This is a genomic window from Inquilinus ginsengisoli (assembly GCF_050434925.1).
Taxonomy (GTDB): Bacteria; Pseudomonadota; Alphaproteobacteria; order DSM-16000; family Inquilinaceae; genus Inquilinus; species Inquilinus ginsengisoli_B.
In genome coordinates, this window is sequence record NZ_JBNDJK010000001.1 from 2949070 (window position 1) to 2974427 (window position 25358).

General features: G+C 71.1%; 27 protein-coding genes and 1 pseudogene. 18 read left to right on the top strand and 10 right to left on the bottom strand.

Going from position 1 to position 25358, the window contains the following annotated elements; genetic code table 11:
- Positions 1-36 precede the first annotated feature (36 nt).
- Positions 37-1377, bottom strand: coding sequence for an aspartate aminotransferase family protein (locus QFZ27_RS13970; RefSeq protein WP_429226998.1), 1341 nt, complete (start codon positions 1375-1377; stop codon positions 37-39).
- Entirely contained in the window at positions 1374-2261 is an 888-nt protein-coding gene (locus QFZ27_RS13975; RefSeq protein ID WP_429226999.1) for a MurR/RpiR family transcriptional regulator, read from the bottom strand. The genes QFZ27_RS13970 and QFZ27_RS13975 overlap by 4 nt, the downstream gene beginning before the upstream one ends.
- 87 nt (positions 2262-2348) lie before the next feature.
- Here QFZ27_RS13975 and QFZ27_RS13980 point away from each other — a divergent pair, with 87 nt between their 5' ends.
- A complete protein-coding gene (locus QFZ27_RS13980; RefSeq protein WP_429227000.1) occupies positions 2349-3173 on the top strand; it encodes a beta-keto acid cleavage family enzyme in 825 nt (274 codons plus the stop codon).
- Here the strand turns inward: QFZ27_RS13980 and QFZ27_RS13985 are convergent.
- On the bottom strand, positions 3170-4675 hold the full coding sequence (locus QFZ27_RS13985) for an MFS transporter (RefSeq protein WP_429227001.1): 1506 nt from the start codon (positions 4673-4675) through the stop codon (positions 3170-3172). The two genes, QFZ27_RS13980 and QFZ27_RS13985, sit on opposite strands and share 4 nt — an antisense overlap.
- On the bottom strand, positions 4672-5286 hold the full coding sequence (locus QFZ27_RS13990; protein WP_429227002.1) for a TetR/AcrR family transcriptional regulator: 615 nt from the start codon (positions 5284-5286) through the stop codon (positions 4672-4674). The genes QFZ27_RS13985 and QFZ27_RS13990 overlap by 4 nt, the downstream gene beginning before the upstream one ends.
- Positions 5287-5402: 116 nt before the next feature.
- Between QFZ27_RS13990 and QFZ27_RS13995 the strand changes: the two genes are divergently transcribed.
- Entirely contained in the window at positions 5403-6182 is a 780-nt protein-coding gene (locus tag QFZ27_RS13995; RefSeq protein ID WP_429227003.1) for an enoyl-CoA hydratase-related protein, read from the top strand.
- Between the two features lie 182 nt (positions 6183-6364).
- Here the strand turns inward: QFZ27_RS13995 and QFZ27_RS14000 are convergent, their stop codons facing one another.
- Positions 6365-7672, bottom strand: coding sequence for an MFS transporter (locus tag QFZ27_RS14000; RefSeq protein WP_429227004.1), 1308 nt, complete (start codon positions 7670-7672; stop codon positions 6365-6367).
- A 226-nt stretch (positions 7673-7898) separates the two neighbouring features.
- Here QFZ27_RS14000 and phnC point away from each other — a divergent pair, with 226 nt between their 5' ends.
- The 6 genes from phnC to QFZ27_RS14030 all read left to right on the top strand — a co-directional run bounded on the left by phnC (position 7899) and on the right by QFZ27_RS14030 (position 13853).
- Positions 7899-8720: a phosphonate ABC transporter ATP-binding protein gene (gene phnC, locus QFZ27_RS14005; protein ID WP_429227005.1), complete on the top strand. Its 822-nt coding sequence runs from the start codon at positions 7899-7901 to the stop codon at positions 8718-8720.
- 83 nt (positions 8721-8803) lie between these two features.
- Positions 8804-9742 (top strand): phosphonate ABC transporter substrate-binding protein, encoded by a 939-nt coding sequence (gene phnD / locus QFZ27_RS14010; RefSeq protein WP_429227006.1) that lies wholly within the window; start codon positions 8804-8806, stop codon positions 9740-9742.
- Between the two features lie 184 nt (positions 9743-9926).
- Positions 9927-10826 (top strand): phosphonate ABC transporter, permease protein PhnE, encoded by a 900-nt coding sequence (gene phnE / locus QFZ27_RS14015; RefSeq protein ID WP_429227007.1) that lies wholly within the window; start codon positions 9927-9929, stop codon positions 10824-10826.
- Positions 10826-11704 carry a phosphonate ABC transporter, permease protein PhnE gene (gene phnE / locus QFZ27_RS14020; RefSeq protein ID WP_429227008.1) on the top strand — a complete coding sequence of 293 codons (879 nt, stop codon included), beginning with the start codon at positions 10826-10828 and terminating at the stop codon, positions 11702-11704. Before phnE (QFZ27_RS14015) ends, phnE (QFZ27_RS14020) begins: the two co-directional genes overlap by 1 nt.
- A gap of 137 nt (positions 11705-11841) precedes the next feature.
- The gene (locus QFZ27_RS14025) at positions 11842-12924 is read left to right on the top strand and encodes a DSD1 family PLP-dependent enzyme (RefSeq protein WP_429227009.1); all 1083 of its coding nucleotides are present in this window, start codon (positions 11842-11844) and stop codon (positions 12922-12924) included.
- Between the two features lie 5 nt (positions 12925-12929).
- Complete coding sequence (locus QFZ27_RS14030; RefSeq protein ID WP_429232455.1) at positions 12930-13853, top strand: ornithine cyclodeaminase family protein; 924 nt, start codon at positions 12930-12932, stop codon at positions 13851-13853.
- A gap of 750 nt (positions 13854-14603) precedes the next feature.
- On the opposite strand, the pseudogene QFZ27_RS14035 reads toward QFZ27_RS14030, so the two are convergent.
- Both QFZ27_RS14035 and QFZ27_RS14040 read right to left on the bottom strand, forming a co-directional pair.
- A pseudogene (locus tag QFZ27_RS14035) lies at positions 14604-15140 on the bottom strand (DUF5666 domain-containing protein); the annotation flags it as partial.
- The gene (locus QFZ27_RS14040) at positions 15140-16000 is read right to left on the bottom strand and encodes a DUF6502 family protein (RefSeq protein WP_429227010.1); all 861 of its coding nucleotides are present in this window, start codon (positions 15998-16000) and stop codon (positions 15140-15142) included. The pseudogene QFZ27_RS14035 and the gene QFZ27_RS14040, both read right to left, overlap by 1 nt.
- A 159-nt stretch (positions 16001-16159) precedes the next feature.
- On the opposite strand from QFZ27_RS14040, the gene QFZ27_RS14045 reads away from it, so the two are divergent.
- The 4 genes from QFZ27_RS14045 to QFZ27_RS14060 are packed head-to-tail and all read left to right on the top strand — an operon-like array spanning position 16160 to position 16884.
- Positions 16160-16357, top strand: coding sequence for a hypothetical protein (locus tag QFZ27_RS14045; protein WP_429227011.1), 198 nt, complete (start codon positions 16160-16162; stop codon positions 16355-16357).
- Between the two features lie 10 nt (positions 16358-16367).
- Positions 16368-16493, top strand: a complete 126-nt coding sequence (locus QFZ27_RS14050; RefSeq protein WP_429227012.1) for a hypothetical protein — start codon at positions 16368-16370, stop codon at positions 16491-16493.
- A complete protein-coding gene (locus tag QFZ27_RS14055) occupies positions 16490-16762 on the top strand; it encodes a hypothetical protein (protein WP_429227013.1) in 273 nt (90 codons plus the stop codon). The genes QFZ27_RS14050 and QFZ27_RS14055 overlap by 4 nt, the downstream gene beginning before the upstream one ends.
- Positions 16753-16884, top strand: coding sequence for a hypothetical protein (locus tag QFZ27_RS14060; protein ID WP_429227014.1), 132 nt, complete (start codon positions 16753-16755; stop codon positions 16882-16884). Before QFZ27_RS14055 ends, QFZ27_RS14060 begins: the two co-directional genes overlap by 10 nt.
- On the opposite strand, the gene QFZ27_RS14065 is transcribed toward QFZ27_RS14060, so the two are convergent.
- On the bottom strand, positions 16881-17267 hold the full coding sequence (locus tag QFZ27_RS14065) for a winged helix-turn-helix domain-containing protein (RefSeq protein WP_429227015.1): 387 nt from the start codon (positions 17265-17267) through the stop codon (positions 16881-16883). The genes QFZ27_RS14060 and QFZ27_RS14065 overlap by 4 nt on opposite strands.
- A gap of 87 nt (positions 17268-17354) precedes the next feature.
- Between QFZ27_RS14065 and QFZ27_RS14070 the strand changes: the two genes are divergently transcribed.
- Complete coding sequence (locus tag QFZ27_RS14070) at positions 17355-17573, top strand: hypothetical protein (RefSeq protein WP_429227016.1); 219 nt, start codon at positions 17355-17357, stop codon at positions 17571-17573.
- A gap of 122 nt (positions 17574-17695) precedes the next feature.
- Here the strand turns inward: QFZ27_RS14070 and QFZ27_RS14075 are convergent, their stop codons facing one another.
- Positions 17696-19096 carry an FAD-binding oxidoreductase gene (locus QFZ27_RS14075; RefSeq protein ID WP_429227017.1) on the bottom strand — a complete coding sequence of 467 codons (1401 nt, stop codon included), beginning with the start codon at positions 19094-19096 and terminating at the stop codon, positions 17696-17698.
- Positions 19097-19298: 202 nt separating this feature from the next.
- Between QFZ27_RS14075 and QFZ27_RS14080 the strand changes: the two genes are divergently transcribed.
- The 5 genes from QFZ27_RS14080 to QFZ27_RS14100 all read left to right on the top strand — a co-directional run bounded on the left by QFZ27_RS14080 (position 19299) and on the right by QFZ27_RS14100 (position 24878).
- Positions 19299-20012: a hypothetical protein gene (locus QFZ27_RS14080; RefSeq protein ID WP_429227018.1), complete on the top strand. Its 714-nt coding sequence runs from the start codon at positions 19299-19301 to the stop codon at positions 20010-20012.
- A gap of 33 nt (positions 20013-20045) precedes the next feature.
- On the top strand, positions 20046-22130 hold the full coding sequence (locus QFZ27_RS14085) for an adenylate/guanylate cyclase domain-containing protein (protein WP_429227019.1): 2085 nt from the start codon (positions 20046-20048) through the stop codon (positions 22128-22130).
- Between the two features lie 10 nt (positions 22131-22140).
- Positions 22141-23100 (top strand): M48 family metalloprotease, encoded by a 960-nt coding sequence (locus QFZ27_RS14090; protein ID WP_429227020.1) that lies wholly within the window; start codon positions 22141-22143, stop codon positions 23098-23100.
- 85 nt (positions 23101-23185) lie between these two features.
- A complete protein-coding gene (locus tag QFZ27_RS14095; protein ID WP_429227021.1) occupies positions 23186-23914 on the top strand; it encodes a TerB family tellurite resistance protein in 729 nt (242 codons plus the stop codon).
- A 91-nt stretch (positions 23915-24005) separates the two neighbouring features.
- Positions 24006-24878: an alpha/beta fold hydrolase gene (locus tag QFZ27_RS14100; protein WP_429227022.1), complete on the top strand. Its 873-nt coding sequence runs from the start codon at positions 24006-24008 to the stop codon at positions 24876-24878.
- A 5-nt stretch (positions 24879-24883) separates the two neighbouring features.
- On the opposite strand, the gene QFZ27_RS14105 is transcribed toward QFZ27_RS14100, so the two are convergent.
- On the bottom strand, positions 24884-25354 hold the full coding sequence (locus QFZ27_RS14105; RefSeq protein WP_429227023.1) for a DUF2269 family protein: 471 nt from the start codon (positions 25352-25354) through the stop codon (positions 24884-24886).
- Positions 25355-25358: the final 4 nt, after the last annotated feature.

Genomic DNA, 25358 nt, shown 5'->3' on the forward strand with positions numbered 1-25358 from the left:
GGCCTCCCTCTCTGGCGGAGGGTCGGCCGGTGATTCTCAAGCCGCTCTGGGTAGGCCAGTAATGGCCGCGTCGACAGCGTCGCCGAGGCGCTCGACGATGGCCTCGACCGCCGCCCCGTCGATGATGAAGGGCGGCGCCAGCAGCACATGGTCGCCCGCGACCCCGTCGACCGTGCCGCCCATCGGATAGACCATCAGCCCGCGCGCCATCGCCTCGCGCTTGACCCGCGCGTTCAGCTTGAGCGCCGGGTCGAACGGCGCCTTGGTGGCGCGGTCGGCGACCAGCTCGATGCCCAGGAACAGGCCGCGGCCGCGGATGTCGCCGACCTGCGGGTGGTTGCCGAAGCGGTCGCCCAGGCGGCGGGCCAGCCGCGCGCCCATGGCCGCGACATTGTCCAGCAGGCGCTCGTTGCGGATCACCTCCTGCACCGCCAGCCCGGCGGCGCAGGCCATCGGATGGCCGGTATAGGTGTGGCCGTGCTGGAAGAAGCCGGTTCCCTGGGAAAAGGCGTCGAACAGGCGGCGCGACAGCAGCACCGCGCCGATCGGCTGGTAGCCGCCGCCCAGCCCCTTGGCGATGGTCATCAGGTCGGGGGCGATGCCCTCCTGCGTGCAGGCGTGCAGCGTGCCGGTGCGGCCCATGCCGCACATCACCTCGTCCAGGATCAGCAGCACGCCGTGGCGGTCGCAGATCGCGCGGATGCGCTTGAAGTAATCGGCCACCGGCGGCACCGCACCCATGGTGGCGCCGACCACCGTCTCGGCGACGAAGGCGGCCACCGTCTCCGGCCCCAGCTCCAGGATCTTGTCCTCCAGCGCCTGGGCGGCGCGGGCGGCATAGTCCTCATCGCTCTCGCCCGGCTCCTGCAGGCGGTAGGCGAAGCAGGGATCGATGTGGTGGGTCTCGATCAGCAGCGGCCGGAACGGCGCCCGCCGCCATTCATTGCCGCCGGTCGCCAGCGCGCCCAGCGTGTTGCCGTGATAGCTCTGGCGCCGGGCGATGACGTGGCGGCGCTGCGGCTGGCCGGCCTCGACGAAATACTGCCGCGCCATCTTCAGCGCCGCCTCGACCGATTCCGACCCGCCGCTGGTGAAATAGACACGACTCAGCCCGGCCGGCGCGTCCTCGACCAGCCGGTCGGCCAGGCGCTCGGCCACCTCGCTGGTGAAAAAGCTGGTGTGGGCATAGGGCATCCGGTCCAGCTGCGCGTGCAGCGCGGCGATCACCGCCGGGTGACCGTGGCCGAGGCAGGACACGGCGGCGCCGCCCGAGGCGTCGATGTAGCGTCGGCCCTCGGCATCGACGACCTCGATGCCCCGGCCGGCGACGGCGGTCGGGAATTCGGCATGGATCTGGCGGTGCAGGATGCGGGTCATGGCGTTGCCTTGGCGGACCAGGGGCGGAGATGGGTGTCGAAGGTGGCCAGCTGCGCCTCGGTGCGGCGCAGTGCGGCCGGGGCATCGGCACCGCGGCCGGCGACCAACGCCGCCAGGATCTCGGCGACGGCGAAGCCCGGCGCCAGGCTGTGGAAGAAGGACGGGCTGTCGGTCGCGACCAGCACCGTCTCCGCCGCCAGCTGGGCCAGCGGCGACACCTCGCTGTCGGTGACGGCGACGACCGCGACCCCGCGCCCGGCGGCGTAACGTGCGGTCTCCACCGTGGCGCGGGTGTAGGGAGACACGCTCACGGCCAGCAGCACGTCCTCCGGCGTCGCCGCGCGGATCGGGTCGGTGCCGGTGGCGCCGGCAGCATCCAGCAGCACGGTGCGCTCGCCCAGCAGCGACAGCACGTAATGCAGATGCCAGGCGATCGGGTGGCCGGCGCGCAGGCCCAGGCAGTAGATCCGGCGGGCGGCGGCCAGCCGGGCGGCGGCGGCGGCGAGGCGGTCCAGCGCCGCCGGCTCGGCCAGCCGGGCGACATGGCCGGCAATGGTGGTGGCGATCTCCGCCGCCAGCGCTCGGTCGCCCTTCAGCGTCTGGCTGGCCAGCTGGGCATCGGCGCGGCCGGCGAAGCCGAGATCGCCCGACCGCACCGCCTCGGCATACAGCGACCGGATCGAATCGTAGCCGTCGAGGCCCAGGCGCTTGGCCAGCCGGGTCATCGTCGCCGGCGGCACCCCGGCCTGGCGCGCCTGCTCCCGCATCGACAGCAGGGCGACGTCGCGCGGCCGGTCCAGCACGTAGCGCGCCGCCGCCTGCAGCTGCGCCGGCATGGCCTCGAAGCTGTCGACGATGCGCTCGGCGAGGGGGCCGTGGTCCATCGATCGAACGATAGCAGGCGTTGCAGGGTGCGCAACAAGTGTTTCACTATTGTCGGATATGATCCGATTGGATCGAAGGGAGCGACTATGTCGGAACGGAAGCCGGTGGCGATCGCGGTGGCGCCGAATGGCGGGCGGCGGACCCAGGCGGATCATCCGGCGCTGCCGCTGACCCCGGCCGAGCTGGCGCGGGTCGCGGCGGAATGCCGGGACGCCGGCGCGGCGATGATCCACACGCATGTCCGCGACCGGGACGGGGCGCATCTGCTCGATGCCGAGGCCTACCGCGCGGCGATCGCGGCGATCCGTGCGGAGGTCGGCCAGGATCTGGTGCTGCAGATCACCAGCGAATCGCTCGGCCGCTACCGCCCTGAGGAGCAGATGGCGGTGGTGCGCGCGGTGCGGCCGGAGGCGGTGTCGCTGGCCCTGCGCGAGCTCGCCCCCGACCCGGCCGCCGAGCCCGCCTTCGCCGAATTCCTGTCATGGCTGAAGCGGGAGCGCGTAGCACCGCAGATCATCCTCTACGCGCCGGAGGAGGCGGTGCGGCTGGCGGAGATGCAGCGGCGCGGCCTGGTCCCCTGGGACGAGATCCCGGTGCTCTTCGTCCTCGGCCGCTATGTCGCCGGCCAGACCTCGCTGCCGCCGGACCTGCTGCCCTTCCTGGCGCCGGATGCGCCGCGTTCCCGCTCCTGGATGGTCTGCGCCTTCGGCCGGCACGAGGCCGCCTGCGCCCTGGCCGCGGCCCTGCTGGGCGGCGACATCCGGGTCGGCTTCGAGAACAATCTGCTCCTGCCGGACGGCAGCGTCGCCGGCAGCAACGCCGACCTCGTCCGCGCAGTCGCCGAGCCACTCACCCGCACTGGCGGAAGCCTCGCCGGCGCCGCCTCGCTGCGGGCGGCCTGGGGCGGCTAACCCGGCTGCGCCGCCGCCCGTCGCCTGGCCAGCACGATCAGCGCCGCCAGCGCGGTCACCGCCGACAGCGCCGCCGCCACCAGGGACGCGCCCTGATAGGTCGAAGAGAAGGCGGCCCGGGCCGCCGCCGCGACCGCGCCGGCCTCCGGCGGCGCCAGCGCCTCGGCCGCGATCAGCGCCTCGCCGATCGACCGCCGGGCCGCCGGCACCGCGGCCTCCACCAGCGGCGGCAGCGCCAGCAGCCGCTGGTACAGCACCGTCATCAGGCTGCCGAACAGGGCGACGCCGAGGCCGCCGCCCAGCTCATAGGCCACCTCCTCGACCGCGGCGACCGCACCGGCCTGGTGGGCCGGGGCGCTGTTCATGACGTTGACCGACGCCGCGGTCATCACCGCGCCCAGCCCGGCGCCAATGGCGACGAAGCCGGCGATCTCGGCGGCCGAGACCGGCCCCGGCGGCAGCAGGGCAATGGCGATGAAGCCGGCGGTGGACAGGGCCAGGCTGGCCGTCAGCACGGTGCGGAAGCCGAAGCGGTGCACCAGCCCGCCGGCCAGCGGCGAGGCCAGGAACGACGCCAGCGGCACCGGCGCCAGCCTGAGGCCGGCCTCCAGCGGCGACAGGCTCAGCACCAGCTGCAACTGCTGGCTCAGCAGCAGCTCGAAGCCGACGATGATGATCATCGCCACCATCGCCCCGGCCAGGGCGACGGCGATGCCGGGGTTGCGGAACAGCGACAGGTCGATCATCGGCACCGCCGCGCGAGCCTGGCGGCGCAGGAAGGCGGCCACCAGCCCGGCGCCGGCCAGGCCGATCGCGACCGCCTGCCACGGGTTCGCGCCGGCATGGGTGGTCTGCTTCACCGCATAGACCACGGCGATGATCCCGGCCATCGCCAGCAGCAGGCCGGGCAGGTCCCAGGGCCGCCGCTCGCCGCCGCGCCGGCCGGGCAGCAGCCACCAGGCGAAGGGCAGGGCGATCAGCACGATCGGCACGTTGATCAGGAACACCGCGCCCCAATGGAAATGCTCCAGCAGGGCGCCTCCGACCACCGGTCCGAAGGCGGCGCCGCCGGACGCGACCGAACCCCAGATGCCGATCGCGATCGCCCGCTCGCGCGGGTCGTCGAAGGCCAGGCGCAGGATCGACAGGGTGGCGGGCATCATCATCGCCCCGCCGAAGGCCAGGAAGGCGCGGCCGGCGATCAGCCATTCCGGGCCGGGGGCGACGGCGCAGGCGGCCGAGGCCAGGCCGAACAGCACCAGCCCCAGCAGCAGCATGCGCTTGTGCCCGATCCGGTCGCCCAGCGTGCCGGCGGCCGGCAGCAGCCCGGCCATCAGCAACGGATAGATGTCGATGATCCACAGCAGCTGCGGCGCGCTCGGCGCCAAAGCGCGGGTCAGGGTCGGCACGGCGATGTGCAGCACCGTGGCGTCGATCGCCACCATCAGCAGCGCCACCGAGACGACGGGCAGGATCGCCCAGCGGTTGACGGGTCCGGTCATGGGGTCGCTCCGGGGGCGAGGAGGCGGCGGACCATGCCGGGTAAGGCGACGATGCCGGCGGCGATGTCGAAGCCCGGGTCGGTCGCCACCCGGGCGCTGAAGCCGTCGATCAGCATCAGCAGCCAGATCGCCGCCTGGTCGCCGTCGATCGCGGGGTCGGCCTGGCCCAGCGCGGCGGCGCGGCCGATCAGATGCGCCAGTGCCGGCCGGACCTCGGCGTCGCTGCGGTCCAGCACCGCCTGGATCTGCTGGTTGCGCGCGCCTTCCGACAGGATTTCCAGCCACAGCCGATGCCCGGCGGCATCGGTGGTCAGGGTCAGGAAGCGCTCCAGCAGGGCGGTGATCGCGGCCAGCGGGTCGCCGGTGTCTTCCACCGTCCGGAACAGCGCCGACGTCTCCTCGCGCTCGGCGTCGACCAGGGCGGCGATCATCGCCTCCTTGTTGCGGAAGTAGCGGTAGAGGTTGCCGGCGCTCATCCCCGCCGCCTCGCAGATCTCGGCCATGCCGGTGCCGTGGAAGCCGCGCCGGGCGAAGCAGTCGGCCGCCGCCTCCAGGATGCGGCGGCGCTTCTCCTCGCGGCGGGACAGCGGGTCGATGACGGGTTCGGACATGGGCTCGATCCAGATGAGAATGAACGTTCATTCTCACGATTCGATGGATTCGATCAAGTGCCCATGTCTGCATGAACCCTCTATTGTGCCCGGGCATGACACTCTGGTGGACGCCGATGACCGACACCCCGATCCGATGGTTCCGCGACGGCCGTCTGGCGCGGCTGCGGCTGCAGCGGCCGGCGCGGCACAATGCGATCAGCGCGGCGATGTGGCGGGCGCTGCCGGAGCTGTGCCGCGAGATCGACGCCGACCCCGAGGTCGCGGCGGTGATCGTGGAGGGGCAGGGCGTCTTCTCGGCCGGGGCCGACATCACCGAATTCGGCACGGTCTTCGCCGATGCCGACTCGACCGCCGCGTACAACGCCGCGGTCCGGGCCGGGCTGGCCGCGGTCGAAAGCCTGGACCGGCCGAGCGTTGCCCTGGTCCGTGGCCTCTGCGTCGGCGGCGGCTGCGGCCTGGCGCTGGCCTGCGACCTGCGCTTCGCCGGCGATACGGCACGGTTCGGCATCACCCCGGCCCGGCTCGGCCTGGCCTACGGCTTCGCCGACACCAGGCGGCTGGTGGCCACGGTCGGGCCGGCCCGGGCCAAGGACATGCTGTTCTCGGGCCGCCTTATCGACGCCGCCGAGGCGCTGGCGATCGGGCTGGTCGACCGGGTGCTGCCGGACGATGCGGTCGATTCGGCGGCGCTGGACTATGCCAAAGCTCTGGCCGAGCGGGCGCCGCTCAGCCTGCGCGCGGCCAAGCGGATGATCGAGGCGATCATGGCCGGCACCGACAGCGACACGGCGGAAACCGCGGCGCTGTCTGACGCCGCCTATCGCAGCGCCGATTTCCGCGAGGGGCAGGCAGCCTTCACCGAACGCCGCCCGCCGAGGTTCCAGGGGAGGTAAGCGCCCGGCGGACCCGGCGAGGCCACCCCCTCACCCTCCCGTCGCCAACGCGACAGGCCCCTCCCTCTCCCCAAGGAGAGGGAAACGGAGCCGCGGCCCTTTCACCTCTCCTTGGGGAGAGGTCGAAATTGCGCAGCGATTTCGGGTGAGGGGGCGGCTCCGGCCTCGCGAAGTGCCCGCCCTTACTCCGCCGGGCGCATCCGGCCGCCGGCGGCCGGCTTGTGGCGCCGCAACGCGGCCTGGACCACGAAGGTCATCAGCGCGCCCAGCACCATGCAGGCGGCCAGGAACCACATCGGCGCCAGCTGGCTGCCGGTGACGTCGCCGATCCAGGGCACCGCGTTCTGGGCGATGAAGCCGCCGAGATTGCCAACCGAGTTGATCGCGGCGATGCCGGCGGCCGCCGTGGCGCCGGACAGGAAGCTCGGCGGCAGCGACCAGAACACCGGCTGCGGCGCGAAGATGCCGGCCGCGGCGACGCAGAGCAGCGCGAACTTCACGGCATTGCCCGGCACCACCACGCTCAGCGCCAGGCAGACGGCGGCGATCAGCGCCGGGATCACGATGTGCCAGGTCTGGTCGCCGGTGCGGGCGGCGTTGCGCGGCACCCACCACAGCGCCAGCGCGACGCAGGCCCAGGGGATGACGTTGAGCAGGCCGTTGGTCGTGTTCGAGACGCCGAAGCCCTTCACCACGGTCGGCAGCCAATAGCTCAGCCCATAGGCGCCGAGTGGGAAGGCGACGTAGAACAGCGCCAGCAGCTGCACCCGGCGGTCCAGCAGCGCCGCGAACGGGCTGCCATGCTGCTGCTTGCCCTGGGCGGCGTTCTCGCGCTCCAGCACGTCGTGCAGCCACTTCTTCTCGCCGGCGTCGAGGAAGGTCGCGGTCTCCGGCCGCTCGGGCAGGAAGAAATAGGTGACGACACCCATCACCACCGCCGGGATGCCGGTGGCGATGAACACCCATTCCCAGCCCTTCAGGCCGAGCACGCCGTGGAGGTCCAGCAGCGCCCCGCCGACGGTCGAGCCGACGGCATTGGCCAGCGCGCTCCAGGCCATGAACAGTCCGACCATGCGGCCGCGATACATCTGCGGGAACCACAGCGTCAGCGCGAACAGCACGCCGGGGAAGAAGCCGGCCTCGGCCGCGCCCAGCAGGAAGCGCAGGATGTAGAACATCGTCGCATTCTGGGTGAAGGCCAGCGCGATGGTGACCAGGCCCCAGGAGAAGATGATCCGGGCCAGCCAGCGCCGGGCGCCGACCCGGGCCAGGATCACGTTCGACGGCACTTCGAACAGGAAGTAGCCGATGAAGAACAGCGAGGCGCCAAGGCCATAGGCGGCCTCGCTGAGGCCGAGGTCGCCGACCATCTGCAGCTTGGCGTAGCTGACATTCTGGCGGTCGATATAGGCGATCAGATACAGCAGGCCGAGGAACGGCATCAGCCGCCAGGTGATCTTGGCGATCGTCTGCGGGCGGGACTCGGGCACGCGTTCAACTCCCTCAAATCGTATGATGATTTGCTGCCTTGGCGCGCAAAGAAGCCGCTTTGAGGGAGAACGTCAACCCGCGCGATACGGTGCCGCGGCATCCGGGCCGTTCATCGAAACGACATATGAGGATCACGCGACTGTAACTGGGCTCTGTTAGGCCGTTCACGCCGAACGGCCATGACGTCCCGTCATGCGCCGCCCCGACCCCACCGGAGCGTGCCTCATGGCCGAACTCGTGATCGAAGGCCTGACCAAGAGCTTCCGCACCGTCAACGCGGTCGATGACGTCAGCCTGTCGATCGCCCCCGGCCAGATGGTCGGCGTGATCGGCCGCTCCGGCGCTGGCAAGTCGACCATGCTGCGCCTGGTCAACCGGCTGGCCGACCCGAGCGGCGGCCGCATCCTGTTCGACGGCGTCGACGTCACCCGGCTGAAGGGAAAGGCCCTGCGCGACTGGCGCGCCCGCTGCGCCATGATCTTCCAGCAGTTCAACCTGGTCACCCGGCTCGACGTGCTGACCAATGTGCTGCTCGGCCGCATCTCGCAGCACTGGACGCTGCCGTCGCTGTTCAAGCAGTTCGGCGAGCGCGAGCGGGCCTTCGCCATCCAGGCGCTGGACCGGCTCGATATGGCCCATGCCGCGCTACAGCGCGCCGACACCCTGTCGGGCGGCCAGCAGCAGCGCGTCGCCATCGCCCGGGCCCTGCTGCAGGAGCCCGAGGTGCTGCTGGCGGATGAGCCGATCGCCTCGCTCGACCCGCGCAACGCCAAGATCGTGATGGACGCGCTGCGCAGCATCAACCGCGAGGACGGCATCACCGTCCTCGTCAACCTGCACACGCTCGACACCGCCCGGCACTACTGCGACCGGGTGGTCGGCATGGCCAAGGGCCGGGTCGTCTTCGACGGCGCCCCCGAGGCGCTGACCATGGACGTGGTCGAGCGGATCTACGGCGTCGACGGCATGCGCGAGGCGCTCGACGAGCGCATCACCTCGACCGCGATCGAGCCTCGGACCGGCGACCGCGAGCTGGTCCCGGCCTGAGAGACCGTTGGTCTCGGAGCTCCAACCGACGGCGGCCGGCATACGCCGGACGTCCGAACACAAGTAGCAAAAGGGGTAGACCCATGTTCATGCGGCGCACCATCCTCGCGGCGGCCACGGCTGCCGTCGCTTTCGCCGGCCTGGCCGGCACCGCCGTCGCGGCGGATCCGAGCTGGAAGAAGGACGTTCCAGTCATCCGCATCGGCATCCTCGGCGGCGAGAACGACGCCGACCGGCTGGCCCGCTACGACGGCTTCCAGAAGCTGCTGGAGACCACCTACAACGTGAAGGTCGAGCTGTATCCGGCCACCGACTATGCCGGCGTGATGCAGGGCATGGCGGCGGGCCAGCTCGACCTCGCCGAATTCGGCGCCTCCGGTTATGCCGGCCTGTGGCTGGATTGCAAATGCGTCGAGCCGCTGGTGGTGCCGAAGGAAGCAGACGGGTCGACCGGCTATTACTCGGTGCTGTTCGTCAAATCCGACAGCCCGTACCAGAAGCTGGAAGACCTCAAGGGCAAGTCCCTGGCCTTCGCCGACCCGAACTCGACCTCGGGCTACCTGATCCCGAACTTCCAGCTCAAGGACCAGGGCTACGACCCGGCCGCCTTCTTCGGCTCGACCGCCTTCTCCGGCGGGCATGAGCAGGGCGTGGTCGCGGTGATGAAGGGCCAGTACGATGCCGGCGTGACCTGGATCTCCGGCCAGGGCGACCCGGCCCAGGGCTACAGCCGCGGCGCCCTGCGCAGCATGGTCGACAAGAAGATGCTCGACATGAAGAATCTGCGCATCGTCTGGCAGTCGACCCTGATCCCGAACGGCCCCTGGGCGACCCGCACCGCCCTGCCGGAGGCGTTCCGCAAGGACATGCTGGACTTCCTGACCAGGCTGCCGACCGAGCATCCGGACATCTATGAGGCGGTCGAGAAGGGCGTCGGCGCCGGCTTCGTCCCGGTCACCCACGACTTCTTCGACGGCATCATCAAGATGCGCGAGACCGAAGCCACGCAGCGCCGCAGCTGATCGGCCCCGTAGGTTGGGTTCGCCTTCGGGCGAACCCAACTGGTTCTCAAACTCCCTTTTTTGTCATTGCCGGGCTTGACCCGGCAATCCAGAGGGTCTCGACAGTCTCTGGATGCCCGGGTCAAGCCCGGGCATGACAGCCTGGGGAAAGCGCGCTGTACCCATGGCTGCGATTGATCCCTTGATGACCTCCTTGTCCGAACACCGTCCCGCCGATCCGGTCGCGGCCTTCGAGGCCGGGCGGCGGGCGCTTATCCGCCAGCGGCGCCAGGCGACCGTGATCGGCCTGGTGCTGTTCCTGGCCGCCATTCTCGCCGGCGGATATATTGGCGAGTTCTTCCCGTCCAAGCTGGCCGCCGGCCTGCCGCGGATCGGCGAGTACTTCCAGCGCACCCTGCCGACGCTGCACTGGGGCGAGCTGCTGTCCGACAGCAAGACCCAGGGCTCGGTCGCCTACTGGTACTACCGCGCCGGCAGCTACCTGGTGCTGCTGTGGCAGACGGCGCAGATGGCGATCCTGGGCACGGTGCTCGGCGCCGCCACGGCGCTGCTGCTCAGCTTCCCGGCCTCGCGCAACCTGGTGCGCAGCCACTGGATCTACCATCTCAGCCGCCGTTTCCTCGAGATCTGCCGCAGCGTGCCGGACATCGTCTACGCGCTGTGCTTCGTCTGGGCCTATGGCGTCGGGCCGCTGGCCGGCATCCTGGCGATGGCGGTGCACACCACCGGCGCGCTCGGCAAGCTGTTCTCGGAGGTCAATGAGGCGGTCGACGACAAGCCGCTCGAGGGCATCCGCGCCGCCGGCGGCACCTGGGTCCAGATCATGCGCTTCGGCGTGCTGCCGCAGGTGCTGCCGAACTTCCTCTCCTACGGTCTGCTGCGGCTCGAGATCAACATCCGCTCGGCCTCGGTGCTGGGCTTTGTCGGCGCCGGCGGCATCGGCCAGGAGCTCTACTACATCGTCAGCTTCAACTATTACGAGGAGCTGAGCGCGCTGGTGCTGATGATCGTCGCGGCGGTGACGCTGATCGACCTCGGCTCGGAGCGGCTGCGCTCGGCCTTCCTGCCACGGGAGGCGCATTGATGGGCACTCGTCTGGCCCGCATCCGGCCGATCGATGTCGACCGCGCCCGCGCCGCGATGCCCCGCGCCTTCGGCCGGTCCTGGAGCGAGCGGCTGCTGCGCAACGGGCTGCTGGCCCTGGCCGCCGCCTATCTCGGCTACCTGCTCTGGACCTTCAATTTCTCGCCGGCCCGGCTCTATGAAGGGCTGGTCAGCCCGAACGGCCTGTTCGTCATCGCCGGCCAGATGGTCGCCTGGCAGGGCATGGCCGAGTGGCAATACGCCGAGATCTTCACCGCGCTGGGCCAGACCGTCGCCATGGCCTTCATCGGCACGCTGCTGGCCTCGGTGATCGCGATCCCGCTCGGCTTCCTCGGCGCCCGCAACATCATGCCGCTCGGGGTCCTGCGCTTCGGCCTCCGCCGGCTGTTCGACGGGCTGCGCGGCGTCGACCAGCTGATCTGGGCGCTGGTGTTCGTGCGCGCGGTCGGGCTCGGGCCGCTGGCCGGCATCCTGGCCATCTGCGTCTCCGACATCGGCTCGCTGTCCAAGCTCTATGCCGAGGCGATCGAGACGGCGGAGAAGAAGCAGATCGAAGGCGTGCGCTCGACCGGCGCCTCGACGCTGGCGGTGCTGCGCTTCGGCGTGCTGCCGCAGGCGATTCCGCTGTTCCTGTCGCAGGCGCTGTACTTCTTCGAATCCAACACCCGCTCGGCCACCATCCTCGGCATCGTCGGCGCCGGCGGCATCGGGCTGCAGATCTCCGAGCGCATCAAGATCCTGGCCTGGGACCAGGTCGCCTTCATCCTGATCCTGGTGCTGGCCGTGGTCGCCCTGATCGACACCCTGTCGAAATGGCTGCGCCTCAAGCTGATCGGGCGCGAGGCGGCGCGGGGCTGATATCCGGGCCTGTGCAATAGATCCTGAATGCCGGGCCGGCTAAGGTCCGCATCGAGATCACCGACAGGCCTGTGATGACCGCCGCCCGAACCCTCGATTCCCTGCCCACTCCCAGCTTGGTCCTCGACGAGGGACGGATGCTGCGGAACGTCTCCCGGCTGCGCCGCCACCTCAACGGGCTCGGCGTTCCGCTGCGGCCGCATCTGAAGACGGTGAAGTCCGTGGACGCCGCCCGGCGCGTGCTGTCCGGCGGGCACGGCCCGGTTACCGTCTCGACCCTGAAGGAGGCCGAGGTCTTCGCTTCGGCGGGCGTCCGGGACATCCTCTACGCCGTCGGCATCGCGCCGCAGAAGCTGCCCCGCGTGCTCGCCCTGCGGCAAGCGGGCTGCGACCTGTCCGTCGTGCTCGACTCGCCGGAGCAGGCCGAGGCGGTGGCGGAGGCCTCGCGCCGGGCCGGGGACGCCATCCCGGCGCTGATCGAGATCGATTCCGACGGCCACCGCTCCGGTTTGCCGCCCGACGATCCCGCCCTGGTCGCGATCGGCCGGATCCTGCAGGGGCAGGGGGCCGCCCTGCGCGGCGTCGTCACCCATGCCGGCGAAAGCTACGGCGCGGCGGGCGCCGAGGCGCTGGCCGCCTTCGCCGAACGCGAGCGGTCCGCGGCTGTGGCCGCGGCGGAGGTACTGCGGGCCGCCGGCCTGCCCTGCCCGGTGGTCAGCGTCGGCTCGACGCCCACCGCCCATTTCGCCCGCGACCTGTCCGGCGTCACCGAGGTGCGCGCCGGCGTCTTCGTCTTCTTCGACCTGGTGATGGCCGGCATCGGCGTCTGCACGCTCGACGACATCGCGCTGTCGGTGCTGGCCACGGTGATCGGGCACCGGAAAGAGCGCGGCTGGATCATGGTGGATGCCGGCTGGATGGCGCTGTCGCGCGACCGCGGCACGGCCAGCCAGGCGGTGGACCAGGGCTATGGCCTGGTCTGCGACATCGAAGGCTGCGTCCTGGACGACCTCGTCGTCGCGTCGGCGAACCAGGAGCACGGCATCGTCGCGCTGCGGCCCGGCAGCAGGGCGCGGCTGCCGGACCTGCCGCTGGGCACCCGGCTGCGCATCCTGCCGAACCATGCCTGCGCCACGGCCGCGCAATTCGCCGGCTACGAGGTGTTGCCGGCCGACCCCGCCGCGCCGACGGCGCATTGGCCCCGCTTCAACGGCTGGTGAGACCGATGCTGTTCATTTCCGAAAGCGAATCCGTAGCGCTGGTGACGCACGAGCTGGCGTTCGTCGCCGCGCGCGAGGCGCTGATCGCCGCCTGCGAGCCGGCCACCGAATCCTTCCCGGTCGTGCTCGGCCATGGCTCCTCGACCGCCAACCGCTTCACGGTCAAGGCCGCCGCCACGGCCGAGCTGGCCGGGCTCAAGGTCGGCTCCTACTGGCCCGGCAACCGCGATCGCGGCCTGGAGCGGCACAATTCGCTGATCCTGCTGTTCGACCAGGAGACCGGGCGGATCGGCACGGCGATCGAGGCCGGCATCGTCAACGCCTACCGCACCGCCGCCGCCGATGCCGTCGCAGCTGACGTGCTGGCCCGCCCGGATGCCGCGGCCCTTGCGATCTTCGGGGCCGGCCATCAGGCCCGCTACGAATGCGCTGCACTGGCCCGGGTGCGCCCGCTTCGCCGTGTGCTGGTCGTCGCCCGCAGCGCAGAACGCGCCGCGGTCCTGGCGGCCGAACTGCAGGCACAAGGATTGGACGCCGAGGCGGCCGGGGCCGAGGAGGCCTGTGCCGCGGCCGACATCATCGTCACCGCGACGCCGGCGCGGGCGCCGCTGTTCGAGGCCGACTGGGTGCGGCCGGGAACGCATGTCGCCAGCATGGGATCCGATGCGCGCGGCAAGCAGGAACTGCCGCCGGCCCTGTTCCGCCGCGCGGCGCTGTTCTGCGATCTTCCCGGACAGTCCCGCAGCATCGGTGAGTTCCAGCACGCGGACCGCGACGCCGTCCTGACCCCGCTGGGCGAGGTGCTGTCGGGCCGGCTTCCTGGCAGGGGCTCGGACGAGGCGATCACGATCTTCGACAGTTCCGGCCTGTCTTTGCAGGATCTCACCATCGCCCGCCATCTGCTGGCGCAGCGTGCAGCATCGGCCTGAAGCACGGCATCGTGGAGCGATAGGCGGGTTTCGCCGACCGTGCCTAACCGAAGGGCGCGCGGCCGCGATGGCCGCGCCCGCGCCCGGCCCCGGGCCGCAGGAGTCGCCCGGGCCGCCGCGGCAGCCGTTGAAGCTTCCCTCCATCGGATCCGGCCGCCGGCCGGTCCAGTCCGGCCCGCCGCGGGGCGCCCCGGCATTCGCCGGTGACGGGTCGATGCCGGCCGGGTTGCGCGAATCCTGAGGGCCGTGCGGCCCGCCTCCCGGGCCGAAGCCGCCCGGCCGGTCGAGGCCGATCCCGCGCGGTGCCTCCTGTACCATCCCGGTCCGGCCGGTGGTGCTGCGCAGGCCGACCGCCTCCAGCCCGCCATCCGGCTGGCGCCGGAACTCGACGATGGTGCGCTGCGGCTGGGCGCCGAGGGCGCCGAAGCTCCCCGCGGCCGGCGCGCTCAGGCCGCGGCCCCAGCGCAGCCCGCCCGGGGCCGTGCTGGCATAGGATTCGATCACCAGCCGGCCGACCGACCGGCCGAACCAGCCGGACGGATCCGCCGCCAGCGCGTCCCGCGACACCGATTCGGGCACCAGCACCCCATCGGCATAGCGTCCGGAGACCATCACTTCCTGGCCGATGCCGGCGCCCGGGTGCGATCCCGGCGGCAGTGCCAGCGTGCCGATGCGCGGTGCCGCGCGGGTGCCGGACAGCATCCCGTGCACGGTGACGCGGCCGGGCTCGCGCCGGTCGATGCGGCTGGCGACGATGCCGCCATCCGGGCCGGCCAGGCCGCTCACCGCCACCCAGTCGCCGACCCCGGGCGTGACGGCATCACCCCAGATCTGGCCGGCGAAGGTGACCCGCTGCCCGGCGACGCGCAGCACGCTGCCGTTCGCCTCCACCGCCTCGACCGGGCCGGAGACCTCATGGCGGATGGCGATGCTGCGGGCATTGAGGCGCGAGCCGCTGCCCGAAGCGGTGACCACCGCCACCTGGCCGACCTTCAGGGCGGTGCCGCCGGGGGCGCTCTGCCCGTCGATTCGCACCGGCGTCGCCGGGTCGAACTCGACCTCGATGCCGTTCACCCAGATGCTGCCGAAGCCGGTGATGACGCCGACGATGCCGGTGCCGCCCATGCCGCGGTCCTCGACGATGCCGGGTGTGATGCCGGTGCCGCCGATGCCACGGTCGGCGACCGCGTCCCTCGTCGCGGTCGCCGGCGCCGCCGGGCGGTCACCGGGGCCGGCGGAAGAGCAGGCGGCCAGCAGGGCGAGCGCCAGGATTCGCATGCGGCTCATCACGGCGCCGTCTCCTCGTCGGTCGGATCATCCTCGGCATACACGTAGACACCCAGATTGATCCGGCGCGACGGCCCCACCTTCTCGTCCGCCGTGACCTTGTCGTCGGCCTCGGCCATCGCCAGCGCGATGCGGTTGACGTCGGTCAGCAGCTGCTGCGCGGCGTCGCGGGCCGTGGCCTCCAGCTGCGCCACCGTCTCCGGGCGCAGCCGGTCGTAATGCATGCTGCGGTCGAAGAACGGCGCCGGCCCGGCGGTCGCCACATTGGCGGCCGCGGCGGCGATGTGGTCGTGCAGGTTGCGGGCGAAGTAGAACAGCTGCTCCTCGCCGCCCGGCCGCGGGATGAAGGCGGCGGTGTTCAGGCGCACGCGGCCGTCCGGGTCCAGCGACACGATCTCCTGGCCGATCCAGTCGTCCAGCACCGACCGGGCCCGGACGTCCTTGGTGACCGATTCGACCAGTCCTTCGAACGAGGCCTCGCCGGCGCTGCGGGCCGTGCGCGGCAGGGGCAGGGGACGGCTCTCCGCATCGGCGTAGGGCGGCGCGCCCAGCCAGCGGGCGATGATCTGGCTGCCCAGCGTCACGACGGCCGGAGTCTTGCCGGCATCGGGAGCCTGGCTCCGCAGCCGGCGGATCTCCTTCCGGTGCACGCCGGTCAGCAGGCTGATGCGGCTGTCGGTCTGCGCCTTCGGATCCGCCAGCAGGTCACGCGCGGCGACATCGACATACAGGCCGCGCAGCAGGTCGGCCAGGACCGGAAAGGTCACGCCGCTGCGGATCAGCAGCCGCACCAGCGGCCGCAGCAGGCGCGCCAGCGGCCTCAGCAGGGCCTGGGGCGGAGGGGGGAGGGCGGGAGACATGGCGAATCCGTTGGTTCGGGCCAGACCTTATCATGCTCGGACGTGGGAAAAAAACCCACAAATGGACGATTTCATTTGACGTGGGTAAAAATCCCACAGATTCATCGTGGGAGAAATTCCCGCAGATCAGGAGCCGTCATGCCAACGCTGGAGCCGATCATGACTCGAAGCACCTTGCCGCCGACCGCGCCGGAGCCGCAGCCCGGTGACATCCCGGACGGCCGCGACTTGATCCGCAGGATCGCGGTGACCGTCCTTGCGATCGCCGCGATGGCCGGGGCCGGGCTGATGCTGATGGACCTCGCCATCGACCGGCTGTCGAGCCTGTCCTTTCTCCGGCTGTCGGGCCTGTTCTGAGGAGCGATCGATGCTGCAGCCGATCCTGCCGATGCTGCCGTGGCTGGAACTCTATCTACGGTCGCGCATCCCGGCCATCCGCCGCGGGCCGCCGATCCGGACGCCGGCCGCGACTCCGGCGGAGCGTCGGCGATGATGGACGGCCTGATCGTCTGGGCCGCCCTGGGCCCGATCCTGGCCTTCGTCGCGGGGGCGGTCGTCGTCGCTTGCCTGGATGACGACGAAGACGAGGATCCCCCGTCGCTGCCTTATCTCCATCGGGCCAATAGAACGGCCTCCGTCTCCTCCTTCGACCTCCATGGCCACAGCCGATCGAGCCCGCCGCCCGGACCGGCGGCCGGACATCCTGCGGGCCGTGCGGCGCGATCCTGCCTGCACTGCGGGCGGAGGGGCGAATGGCCGTGACCGTCGCCCTCATCCTCTGGGCGGTCATCGGTCCCTCGGTCGGGATGGTCGTGGGCGCGACCTCCGCCTCCCGGCATCCCGACGACGAGCGGTCGCCGCAGGCCGAAGACGCCGGCCGCTAGTCCTCGATCTCCGCCGGGCTGGCGGCGGCGTCACCCGGCGCCGCCGTCGCGATCTGCAGGTCGGCCAGCCGCTGGGCGACGCCGGCCGTGGTCTCCCGCTCGATGGCGCGGTACTGCTCGACCAGCCACTGCCCGAACGGGGTCAGCGCGGCGCCGCCGCCCTGCGGGCCGCCGTGCCGGGTCTCCACCACCTTCTCGCGGAAGCAGCCGTTCAGGCTGTCGATCAGCAGCCAGGCGCGGCGGTAGGACATGCCCATCGCCCGCCCGGCGGCGGAGATCGAGCCGGTCTCGGCGATGTGCTCGAGCAGCCCGATCTTGCCGGGGCCGAGCTGCCGGTCCGGGCCGGCCGGGTCGAAGTCGATGCGGATGCGCAGTCTGGGCATGGTGTGCCATGATACGGACAAGGCGGAGCCGGGGGAACTCGGCACCGTGCGGTTCGTTGAGATTGCAGGCGACCAAGGGAGGCCAGGATGTCTGCTGCCGAGCCGCGCCCGGCCGGGCCGGTGCCGGACGACAAGGTCGACGAGGCGGTGGAGGACAGCTTCCCGGCCAGCGACCCTCCGGCCTATCCGACGGCCGCGATCAGCGGCGCCCCCAGCCACGAGACTCAGCCCAAGCGCAACGCCCCGGTGGTGGCGATCGTCGCCGTGGCCGCGGTGATCGTGCTGCTGTGGTTGCTGTTTGGATGAACTATCCCTAACTGTCATGCCCGTCCTTGACCCGGGCATCCAGAGACTGTCGACATCCTCTGGATTGCCGGGTCAAGCCCGGCAATGACAATAAGAGGGACTGGAAGAAGGGCTGCCCCGCCTCAATTCCCCGGCAGCACCTTGCCCGGGTTGAGGATGCCGGCGGGGTCGAGTGCCCGCTTCAGCGCCTGCATCACCGCCACGCCGTCGCCGTGCTCCTGCTGCAGGAAGCGGATCTTGCCGTAGCCGATGCCGTGCTCGCCGGTGCAGGTGCCGTCCATCGCCAGGGCGCGCATCACCAGCCGGTCGTGGAAGGCCTCGGCCCGGGCAATCTCGTCCGGATTCTCCGGGTCGAGGATCATGCAGGTGTGGAAGTTGCCGTCGCCGACATGGCCGACGATCGGCGCCACCAGGCCGCTGGCCTCGATATCGGCCTTGGTCTCGACCAGGCAGTCGGCCAGCCGGCTGATCGGGACGCAGACATCGGTCGGCATGCCGCGGCAGCCGGGGCGCAGCGCGATGCCGGCGTAATAGGCCTTGTGCCGCGCCTCCCACAGCCTGCTGCGGTCCTCGGCCTTGGTCGCCCAGCGGAACTCGCCGCCGCCGTTCTCCTGCGCCAGCGCCGCGACCGTCTCCGCCTGCTCGGCCACGCCGGCCTCGGTGCCGTGGAACTCGAAGAACAGCGTCGGCGCCACCTCGAGGTCGAGCTTGGAATAGGCGTTGCTGGCGCCGATCTGGACCTCGTCCAGCAGCTCGATCCGGGCCACCGGGATGCCGAGCTGGATGGTGGCGATCGTGGTGTTGACCGCGTCGGCCACGGTCGGGAAGGCGCAGACGGCCGAGGAGATCGCCTCCGGAATGCCGTACAGCTTCAGCGTCACCTCGGTGATCAGGCCCAGCGTGCCCTCTGACCCGACGAACAGCCGGGTCAGGTCGTAGCCGGCCGCGGATTTGCGCGCCCGGCCGCCGGTGCGGATGATGCGGCCGTCGGCCAGCACCACGGTCAGCCCCAGCACGTTGTCGCGCATGGTGCCATAGCGCACCGCATTGGTGCCGGAGGCGCGGGTCGCCGCCATGCCGCCCAGGCTGGCATCGGCGCCGGGGTCGATCGGGAAGAACAGGCCGGTGTCGCGCAGATGCTCGTTCAGCTGCTTGCGGGTCACCCCGGCCTCGACCGTGCAGTCCAGGTCCTCGGCCGAGACCCGGGTCACCCGGTTCATCTGCGACAGGTCGACGGTGACGCCGCCGCGCAGCGCCGCGATGCCGCCCTCCAGCGAGGTTCCGGTGCCGTAGGCCACGACCGGCACCTCGTGCTCGGCGCAGATCCGCAGCACCGCCGCCACCTCCTCGGTCGAGTGCGGGAAGGCGACCGCGTCGGGCGGCATGGTCGGGTGCCAGGACTCCTCGCGCCCGTGCTGCTCGCGCACCGCGGCGGCGGTGGTGAAGCGGTCGCCCAGCAGGGCGCGCAGGGCGGCGAAAGCGCGGTCGTCGAGGGCGGGGCGGGGCTGCTGGGTGACGGCCATGATCCGGCTCAAAGGTCAGACATAAAAGGATGGTTGTCGACCTTAAGCCCGCGCCCGCCGCGCGGCAAGGCCGCGCCGTCGACGCCCGCGGCCGCAATCCCGCAACAACACTGCCGTCAATGCGACACAAATGCGGAGCATTGGACATGGCGGGGGCGGCGGAGGAACTCCGTCGTGAATTTAAGGTCGGGGATTAACGGATATGAACAAGCTGGTTTCAGCCTGCGCCGCCATGTTGTTCTCGGCGGCTCTTCTGGTTCCTTCGGCAGCGTCGGCCCAGTTCGAAGGCCTGCTGGACAACCTCCTCTCCTCACCCACCGAGCCCAGCACCTCCGCCCCGGCCGGGCAGGAGCCGTCGGCGCAGGTGACCGCGATCAGCGGCGCGCCCGGGGCAGGGGTCGAGGTGACGGACAGCGTCTATCCCGGCCAGACCATCGATCTCGGCCGCGGCGGCCGGCTCGTCCTGGCCTATGCCGGCGGCTGCACGGTCGAGACCATCCGCGGCGGCGTCGTCACGGTCGGCGTCGCTTCCAGCCGCGTCGCCGGGGGGCAGGTGCAGACCGGCAGCGGCGACTGCGCCCGCACCCAGGTCGCGGTGAACGCCCGCTCGGCCGAGGCCGGCGCCGGCGTCAACCGGGCGCTCAGCCCGTTCGATCCGCGGCTCTGGGCCGAGACCACCGTCACCTCCGCCCGGCCGCAATTCTCCGGCGCCGAGGGTTCCGTCAGCATCGTGATGCTGGACGCGCCGGCGCCGCAGACCGTGTGGGAAGGCCAGGGCGGCGGCGGCTTCCGCTACCCCGGCAACGCGCCGAAGCTGCAGACCGGCGTGCCTTACAAGATCGTGGCCGGCGGGCGGTCCGCCGTGTTCTCAATCGATCCCGGCGCCAAGGCGGGCGGCACGGTGGTGCTGCGCTGACGCAAGGCCGCACGCTCCACTCCCTCTGCGATCATGCGAAAGCTCCGCCGCCCGGCCGTGGCGCTCGGGATCGGCCTGGTCCTGGGCGGCAGCCTGCTGCTGCCCGGCGCCGGCTTCCTGCAGCGCCTCGGCATCGACGTGCTGCTGTGGCTCGACCGGCCGCTCGGCTGGACGTCCCGGCCGCTGCCGCACCGGCTGCCGGTGGCGGTGGTGGCGATCCGGGAGGAGACCTACCGCACCCCCCCGCTGTGGAACCGGCCGAAGGTGTCCTGGACGCCGGAACTCGCCCAGGTGCTGGCCGGCCTGGCCCAGGGCGGGGCTGCGGTGATCGGCCTGGACGAGATCTTCCCGACCACTCTGGACCGGCCGGATCTGAAGGAGAATTACGACCGGCCGCTGAAGCAGGTCCTGAACGCGATCAGGCCGACCGGCCGGATCGTCCTCGGCTTCGCCCAGTCCGGCGATGTCCCGGTGCGGCCGGAGCCGGGACAGGTGATCGCGGTCGGCGGCGACCCGAACCTGAGTCCGGTCAATCTGCACTACGACCCAGACAATGTGGTCCGGATCTACCCGGACGGCATGCGGCGCCTGGATGGCGGAGACACCGTGCCGACCCTGGCGGCGCAGCTTGTCGCCCGGGCCGGCTACGCCGTGCCGCCGGGTGTCTCGGTGATCGACTTCACCATCGGCCCGCGAGACGTGCCGATCTATGATTTCGCCGACCTGGCGGCCTGCGCCAAGGCCAGCCAGATCGACTTCTTCCGCCGCGAATTCGCCGACCGGATCGTCATCATCGGCCCGCTGCTCGATGTCGAGGACCGCCACCTCACGGCGCGGCGGCTGCTTACCGAGGCGTCGGACCATGACCCGGCGGCGCGCTGCGCGCGCCCTCTGGCGCCGCTGACCAGCACGCTCAGCCGGTCCAACATGCCGGGCACGCTGGTCCACGCCATCGCGGCGCTGACCTTCGCCCTCGGCCGGGCGCCGCAGATGCTGCCGCCGCCGGCTGCCGGGGCCGTGGTCGGGGTGGCCTCGACCGCGCTGGGGATGTTTTTGTTCCTGCTGGCCCCGGGCTGGGGCCTGCTGGCGCTGCTCGGCGTTGCGGCGGTCGTGGTCCTCGCCTCGCTGCTGGCGCTCGGCGCCGGGGTGGTGCCGCCGCTGGTGCCGCTGCTGCTGGCCTTCGCCCTGACCTACACCGCGATCTATGTCTACCGCTTCGTGGTCGAGGACCGCGCCCGGCGCCGTGTCACCCACGCTTTCCGGCATTACCTTGCCCCGTCTCTGGTCGAGAAGCTGGCCGAGGATCCCGATGGTCTGACCCTGGTCGGCGAGACCCGGCCGATCACCATCGCCTTCTACGACATCGCCGGCTTCACCGATCTGAGCGAAAGGCTGGAGGACCAGCCGGAACGGCTGGTCGAGGTGGTCAACGGGCTGCTGGCCCGCGTCGCCGACGCGGTCGAGCGGCATGGCGGCTATGTCGACAAGTTTATCGGCGATTCGGTGATGGCGGTGTGGGGCGCGCCGCTGCCCGACCCGCATGGCGCCGAGCGCGCCGTCGCCGCCGGGATGGAGGCCTTCGCGGCGCTCGGCCGCTACAACCGCACCGCGATGCAGGACCAGGGCCTGCCGCCGCTCGGCCTGCGCGCCGGCATCAACTCCGGCCCGGCCGTGGTCGGCAATGTCGGGTCGCCGACCCGGCTGAACTACACCGTCCTCGGCGACGCGGTGAACCTGGCCTCGCGGCTGGAAGGCGCCAACAAGCTCTACGGCAGCCAGCTGATGATCGGCGAGGCCACCTATCGCGCCCTGCCGCGGCGCTGGCTGGTGCGGCGGCTCGACTATCTGGCGGTCAAGGGCAAGCTGCGGCCGGTCCGGGTGTACGAGCCGATCGTGCCGCTGGTCGACGCCACGGTCGAGCAGATGCAGGCGGTGCGGCGGTTCCATGCCGCGCTAGTCCTCTATTACCGCCGCCGCTTCGCCGAGGCGGCGGAGCGCTTCGCGGCGCTGGCCGCCGCCGATCCGGCCGCCGCGCTCTACCGCGACCGCGCCACGGCCTACGCCCAGGCGCCGCCGCCGGCCGACTGGGACCGCAGCTTCAGCCTGACCACGAAATGAGGGGGATATTTTGAACACGCCATTCACGACCCTGCATCGCCGCGGCTTTCTCGCCGGGGCCGGAACCAGCCTCGCGGCGCTCGCGCTCGGCGGCTGCCAGACCGTGCAGAACTACGCCAATGATCCGGTCGGCGCGGCGAACACGATCGGCGGGCTGTTCGCCTCGGACAACAAGGCGAGCTCGATCGACCAGGCGGCTCTGGGCCAGGGGCTTTATCCGCGCCTGATCGCGCAATCCGGCGGGGCCTATTCCAACGCGCGGGTTCAGTCGGCGGTGCGAAGCTTCGCCGAGCCGCTGTTCCGGGTTTCCACGCGCGGATACCGCTGGGAGATCACGGTGCTGGACGACAACAGCCCGAATGCCTGGGCGCTGCCGGGCGGCAAGCTGGGCATCAACAAGGGCCTGCTGCGCTATGCCGCCAGCGAGTCCGAGCTGGCGGCAGTGATCGCGCATGAGATGGGCCATGCCGAGTTGGGCCATCAGGTAGCGGAACTGGACCGCAAGGGGTCCGCCGACAAGCTGGCCGAGTTCTTCAAGGGCGTCGCCCAGACTGAGATCAACGCCGTCAATACTGGACCGCTGAGCGATGTGGTCGGCTCGGCGAGCCGCGCCGCGCTTGACCGGATCGCCCCAGCGATGTCCGATTTGATCACCTCCGGCTACTCCCGGGATCACGAGCGCGAGGCCGACGCCTATGTGCTGACCGTGTTCCGCGCCACCGGCTACGACCCGCGCCAGGCCTCGGCGATCTTCAAGACCCTGGATTCGCTGGTGCCGCCAGGCGAGGACAAGACCACCTCCCTGTTCTCCACCCACCCCGGCACCCGCGCCCGCATCGAGCTGATCGACGAAGCTGCGGCCCGGCTGCCGGCCGGCGGCGGCTCGGCCGGATCGGCGGACTTCGCCACGATCAAGGCGGTGTTCCCGACCCGGCGCTACTATCTGCGCAATCCGGCTGAGGCCAGCTGACCCGCGTCATCGCGGCCCCTCCGTTCCGCCGCGCGACCTGCTATCATGGCCGGCGAGGGCGGCGTGTCGGCGAACGGAACGAGGGATGAGCATCTGGGGTAAGATCGTCGGCGCGGCCGCTGGCTTGGCCATGGGCGGCCCGATCGGGGCGCTGCTGGGCGCCGTCGCCGGCCATGCCGTCGACTGGTATCGCGGCCAGCCGCCGGCGGATGACGACGCCACCCAGCACATCGCCTTCACCATCGGCGTGATCGCGCTGGGCGCCAAGATGGCCAAGGCCGACGGCGCGGTGACGGCGGAGGAGGTGACGGCCTTCCGCCGGGTGTTCCGCGTGCCGGCGGAGGAAGAGCCGAATGTCGAGCGCCTGTTCAACCTGGCGCGCCGCGATTCGGCGGGGTTCGAGCCCTATGCCAGGCAGCTCGCCGGCATGTTCAAGGACCGGCCGGAGGTGCTGGAGGAGCTGCTGCAGTGCCTGTTCACCATCGCCAAGGCCGATGGCGACGTGAAACCGGCGGAGCTCGACTATCTGCGCGCCGTCGCCGGGCTGTTCGGCCTGGCCCAGGCCGATTTCCACCGGCTCTGCGCCGAGGAATGCGCCGGCTGCGACGTCGACCCCTACGGCGTGCTGGGGGTCGAGCGGCAGATCGACGACGAGAACCTGAAGGCGGCCTATCGCCGGCTGATCCGCGAGCACCATCCGGACCGGCTGATCGCTCGCGGCATGCCGGCCGACTTCATCGCCATCGCCACCGACAAGATGGCCCGGATCAACGCCGCCTACGACATCATCCGGCGCGAGCGCAAGCTCGCATAGCGGCCGGGGCGAGGCCTGCCGGCCGGTTGCGCCACGCGCCGGCCGGATTATCTCCTTCGGACGTTGCGAAAGACCATCGAGGAGAGGAGGCATGCACCCGGCGACCCGGCAACGGCTCCGCCTGTCCGGTGGGACGGAGCTGTCCTTCATCACCGCCGGTGAGGCGTCCAGGCCGGCCGTGCTGCTCCTGCACGGCTTTCCCAACGCCGCGCGAATGTTCCTCGAGGTCATGCCCGAGCTGACGCAGGCCGCCTATGTGATCGCGCCCGACCTGCCCGGCTTCGGCGAGTCCGATGTGCTACCCGCGCCCTCGTTTCCCGCCTTCGGCCGGGCGATCGCGGAGCTGCTGGACCGGCTCTCGGTCGGTCCGCGCTATGTCTACCTGCATGATTTCGGGGCGCCGGTCGGCTTCCACATCGCCATGCAGGCGCCGGAGAAGGTCCTGGGTCTCATCATCCAGAACGCCAATGCCCATCGCTCGGGGTTCGGGCCGGGATGGGCCGGGACCCTGGCCTACTGGTCGGATCCGAGCCCCGAGAACGCGGCGGCGGCGACCGCGCATCTGAGCTTCGAGGGCATACGCGACCAGTATATCGCCGGGGTCCCGCCGGAGGTGGCCGCGCGGATCCCGGCCGAACGCTGGGAGGAGGACTGGCGGGTGATGTGCCTGCCGGGCCGGATGGAGACGCAGCGGGCGCTCGTCGCGGATTATGCGAACCATACCGCGCGATTCGACGCCATTGCCGAGTTTCTCGCCCGCCGGCAGCCGCCGGCCCTGATGCTCTGGGGCCGGCACGACGCCTTCTTCGATCTCGCCGAGACCCTGTCCTGGATGCAGGCCCTGCCGCGGATGGAAGCCCATATTTTCGACGCCGGCCACCTCCTGCTCGAGACCCACGCGGCCGAGGCCGCGCCGCTCATGCTAGACTTCATCGGGCACACCGGCCGGGAAGCGAACCGTTGAGCCGGTCAGATCATCGGCTTCGTCAGCATCAGCCAGAAGATCACCAGGACGGCGATGAAGGCCGGCCAGCCGAGCAGGAACCAGAGCCGGAAGATGCGGTGATAGGCCGGCGGCAGCGGCTGCCCGGCCGCCGCCGCCTGCTCCGCCAGCCGCGCGGCCCGGACCTGCAGCCAGACCACCGGCAGCCAGCACGCGCCGGCGAGCGCATAGAGGCCGAGCGAAAGGGCGAGCCAGCCGTCGCTGGCCTGAAACCCCGCCAGGTGCATCATCGCGGCTCCCGACAGCGGCTGGACAATCACCGCAGGGGTGGTGAAATACCAGTCGGCGCGCACGACGTTGCGCGCGACCACGGCGATGGCGCCCACGTCGCCGCGCCGGTGCGCCATCCACATCTGGAATGCCGTGCCGAGTCCGGTGCCGAAGATGATGGTCGAGCTGATCACATGCACATATTTCAGGGCCATGTAGAGGTCCATCGGG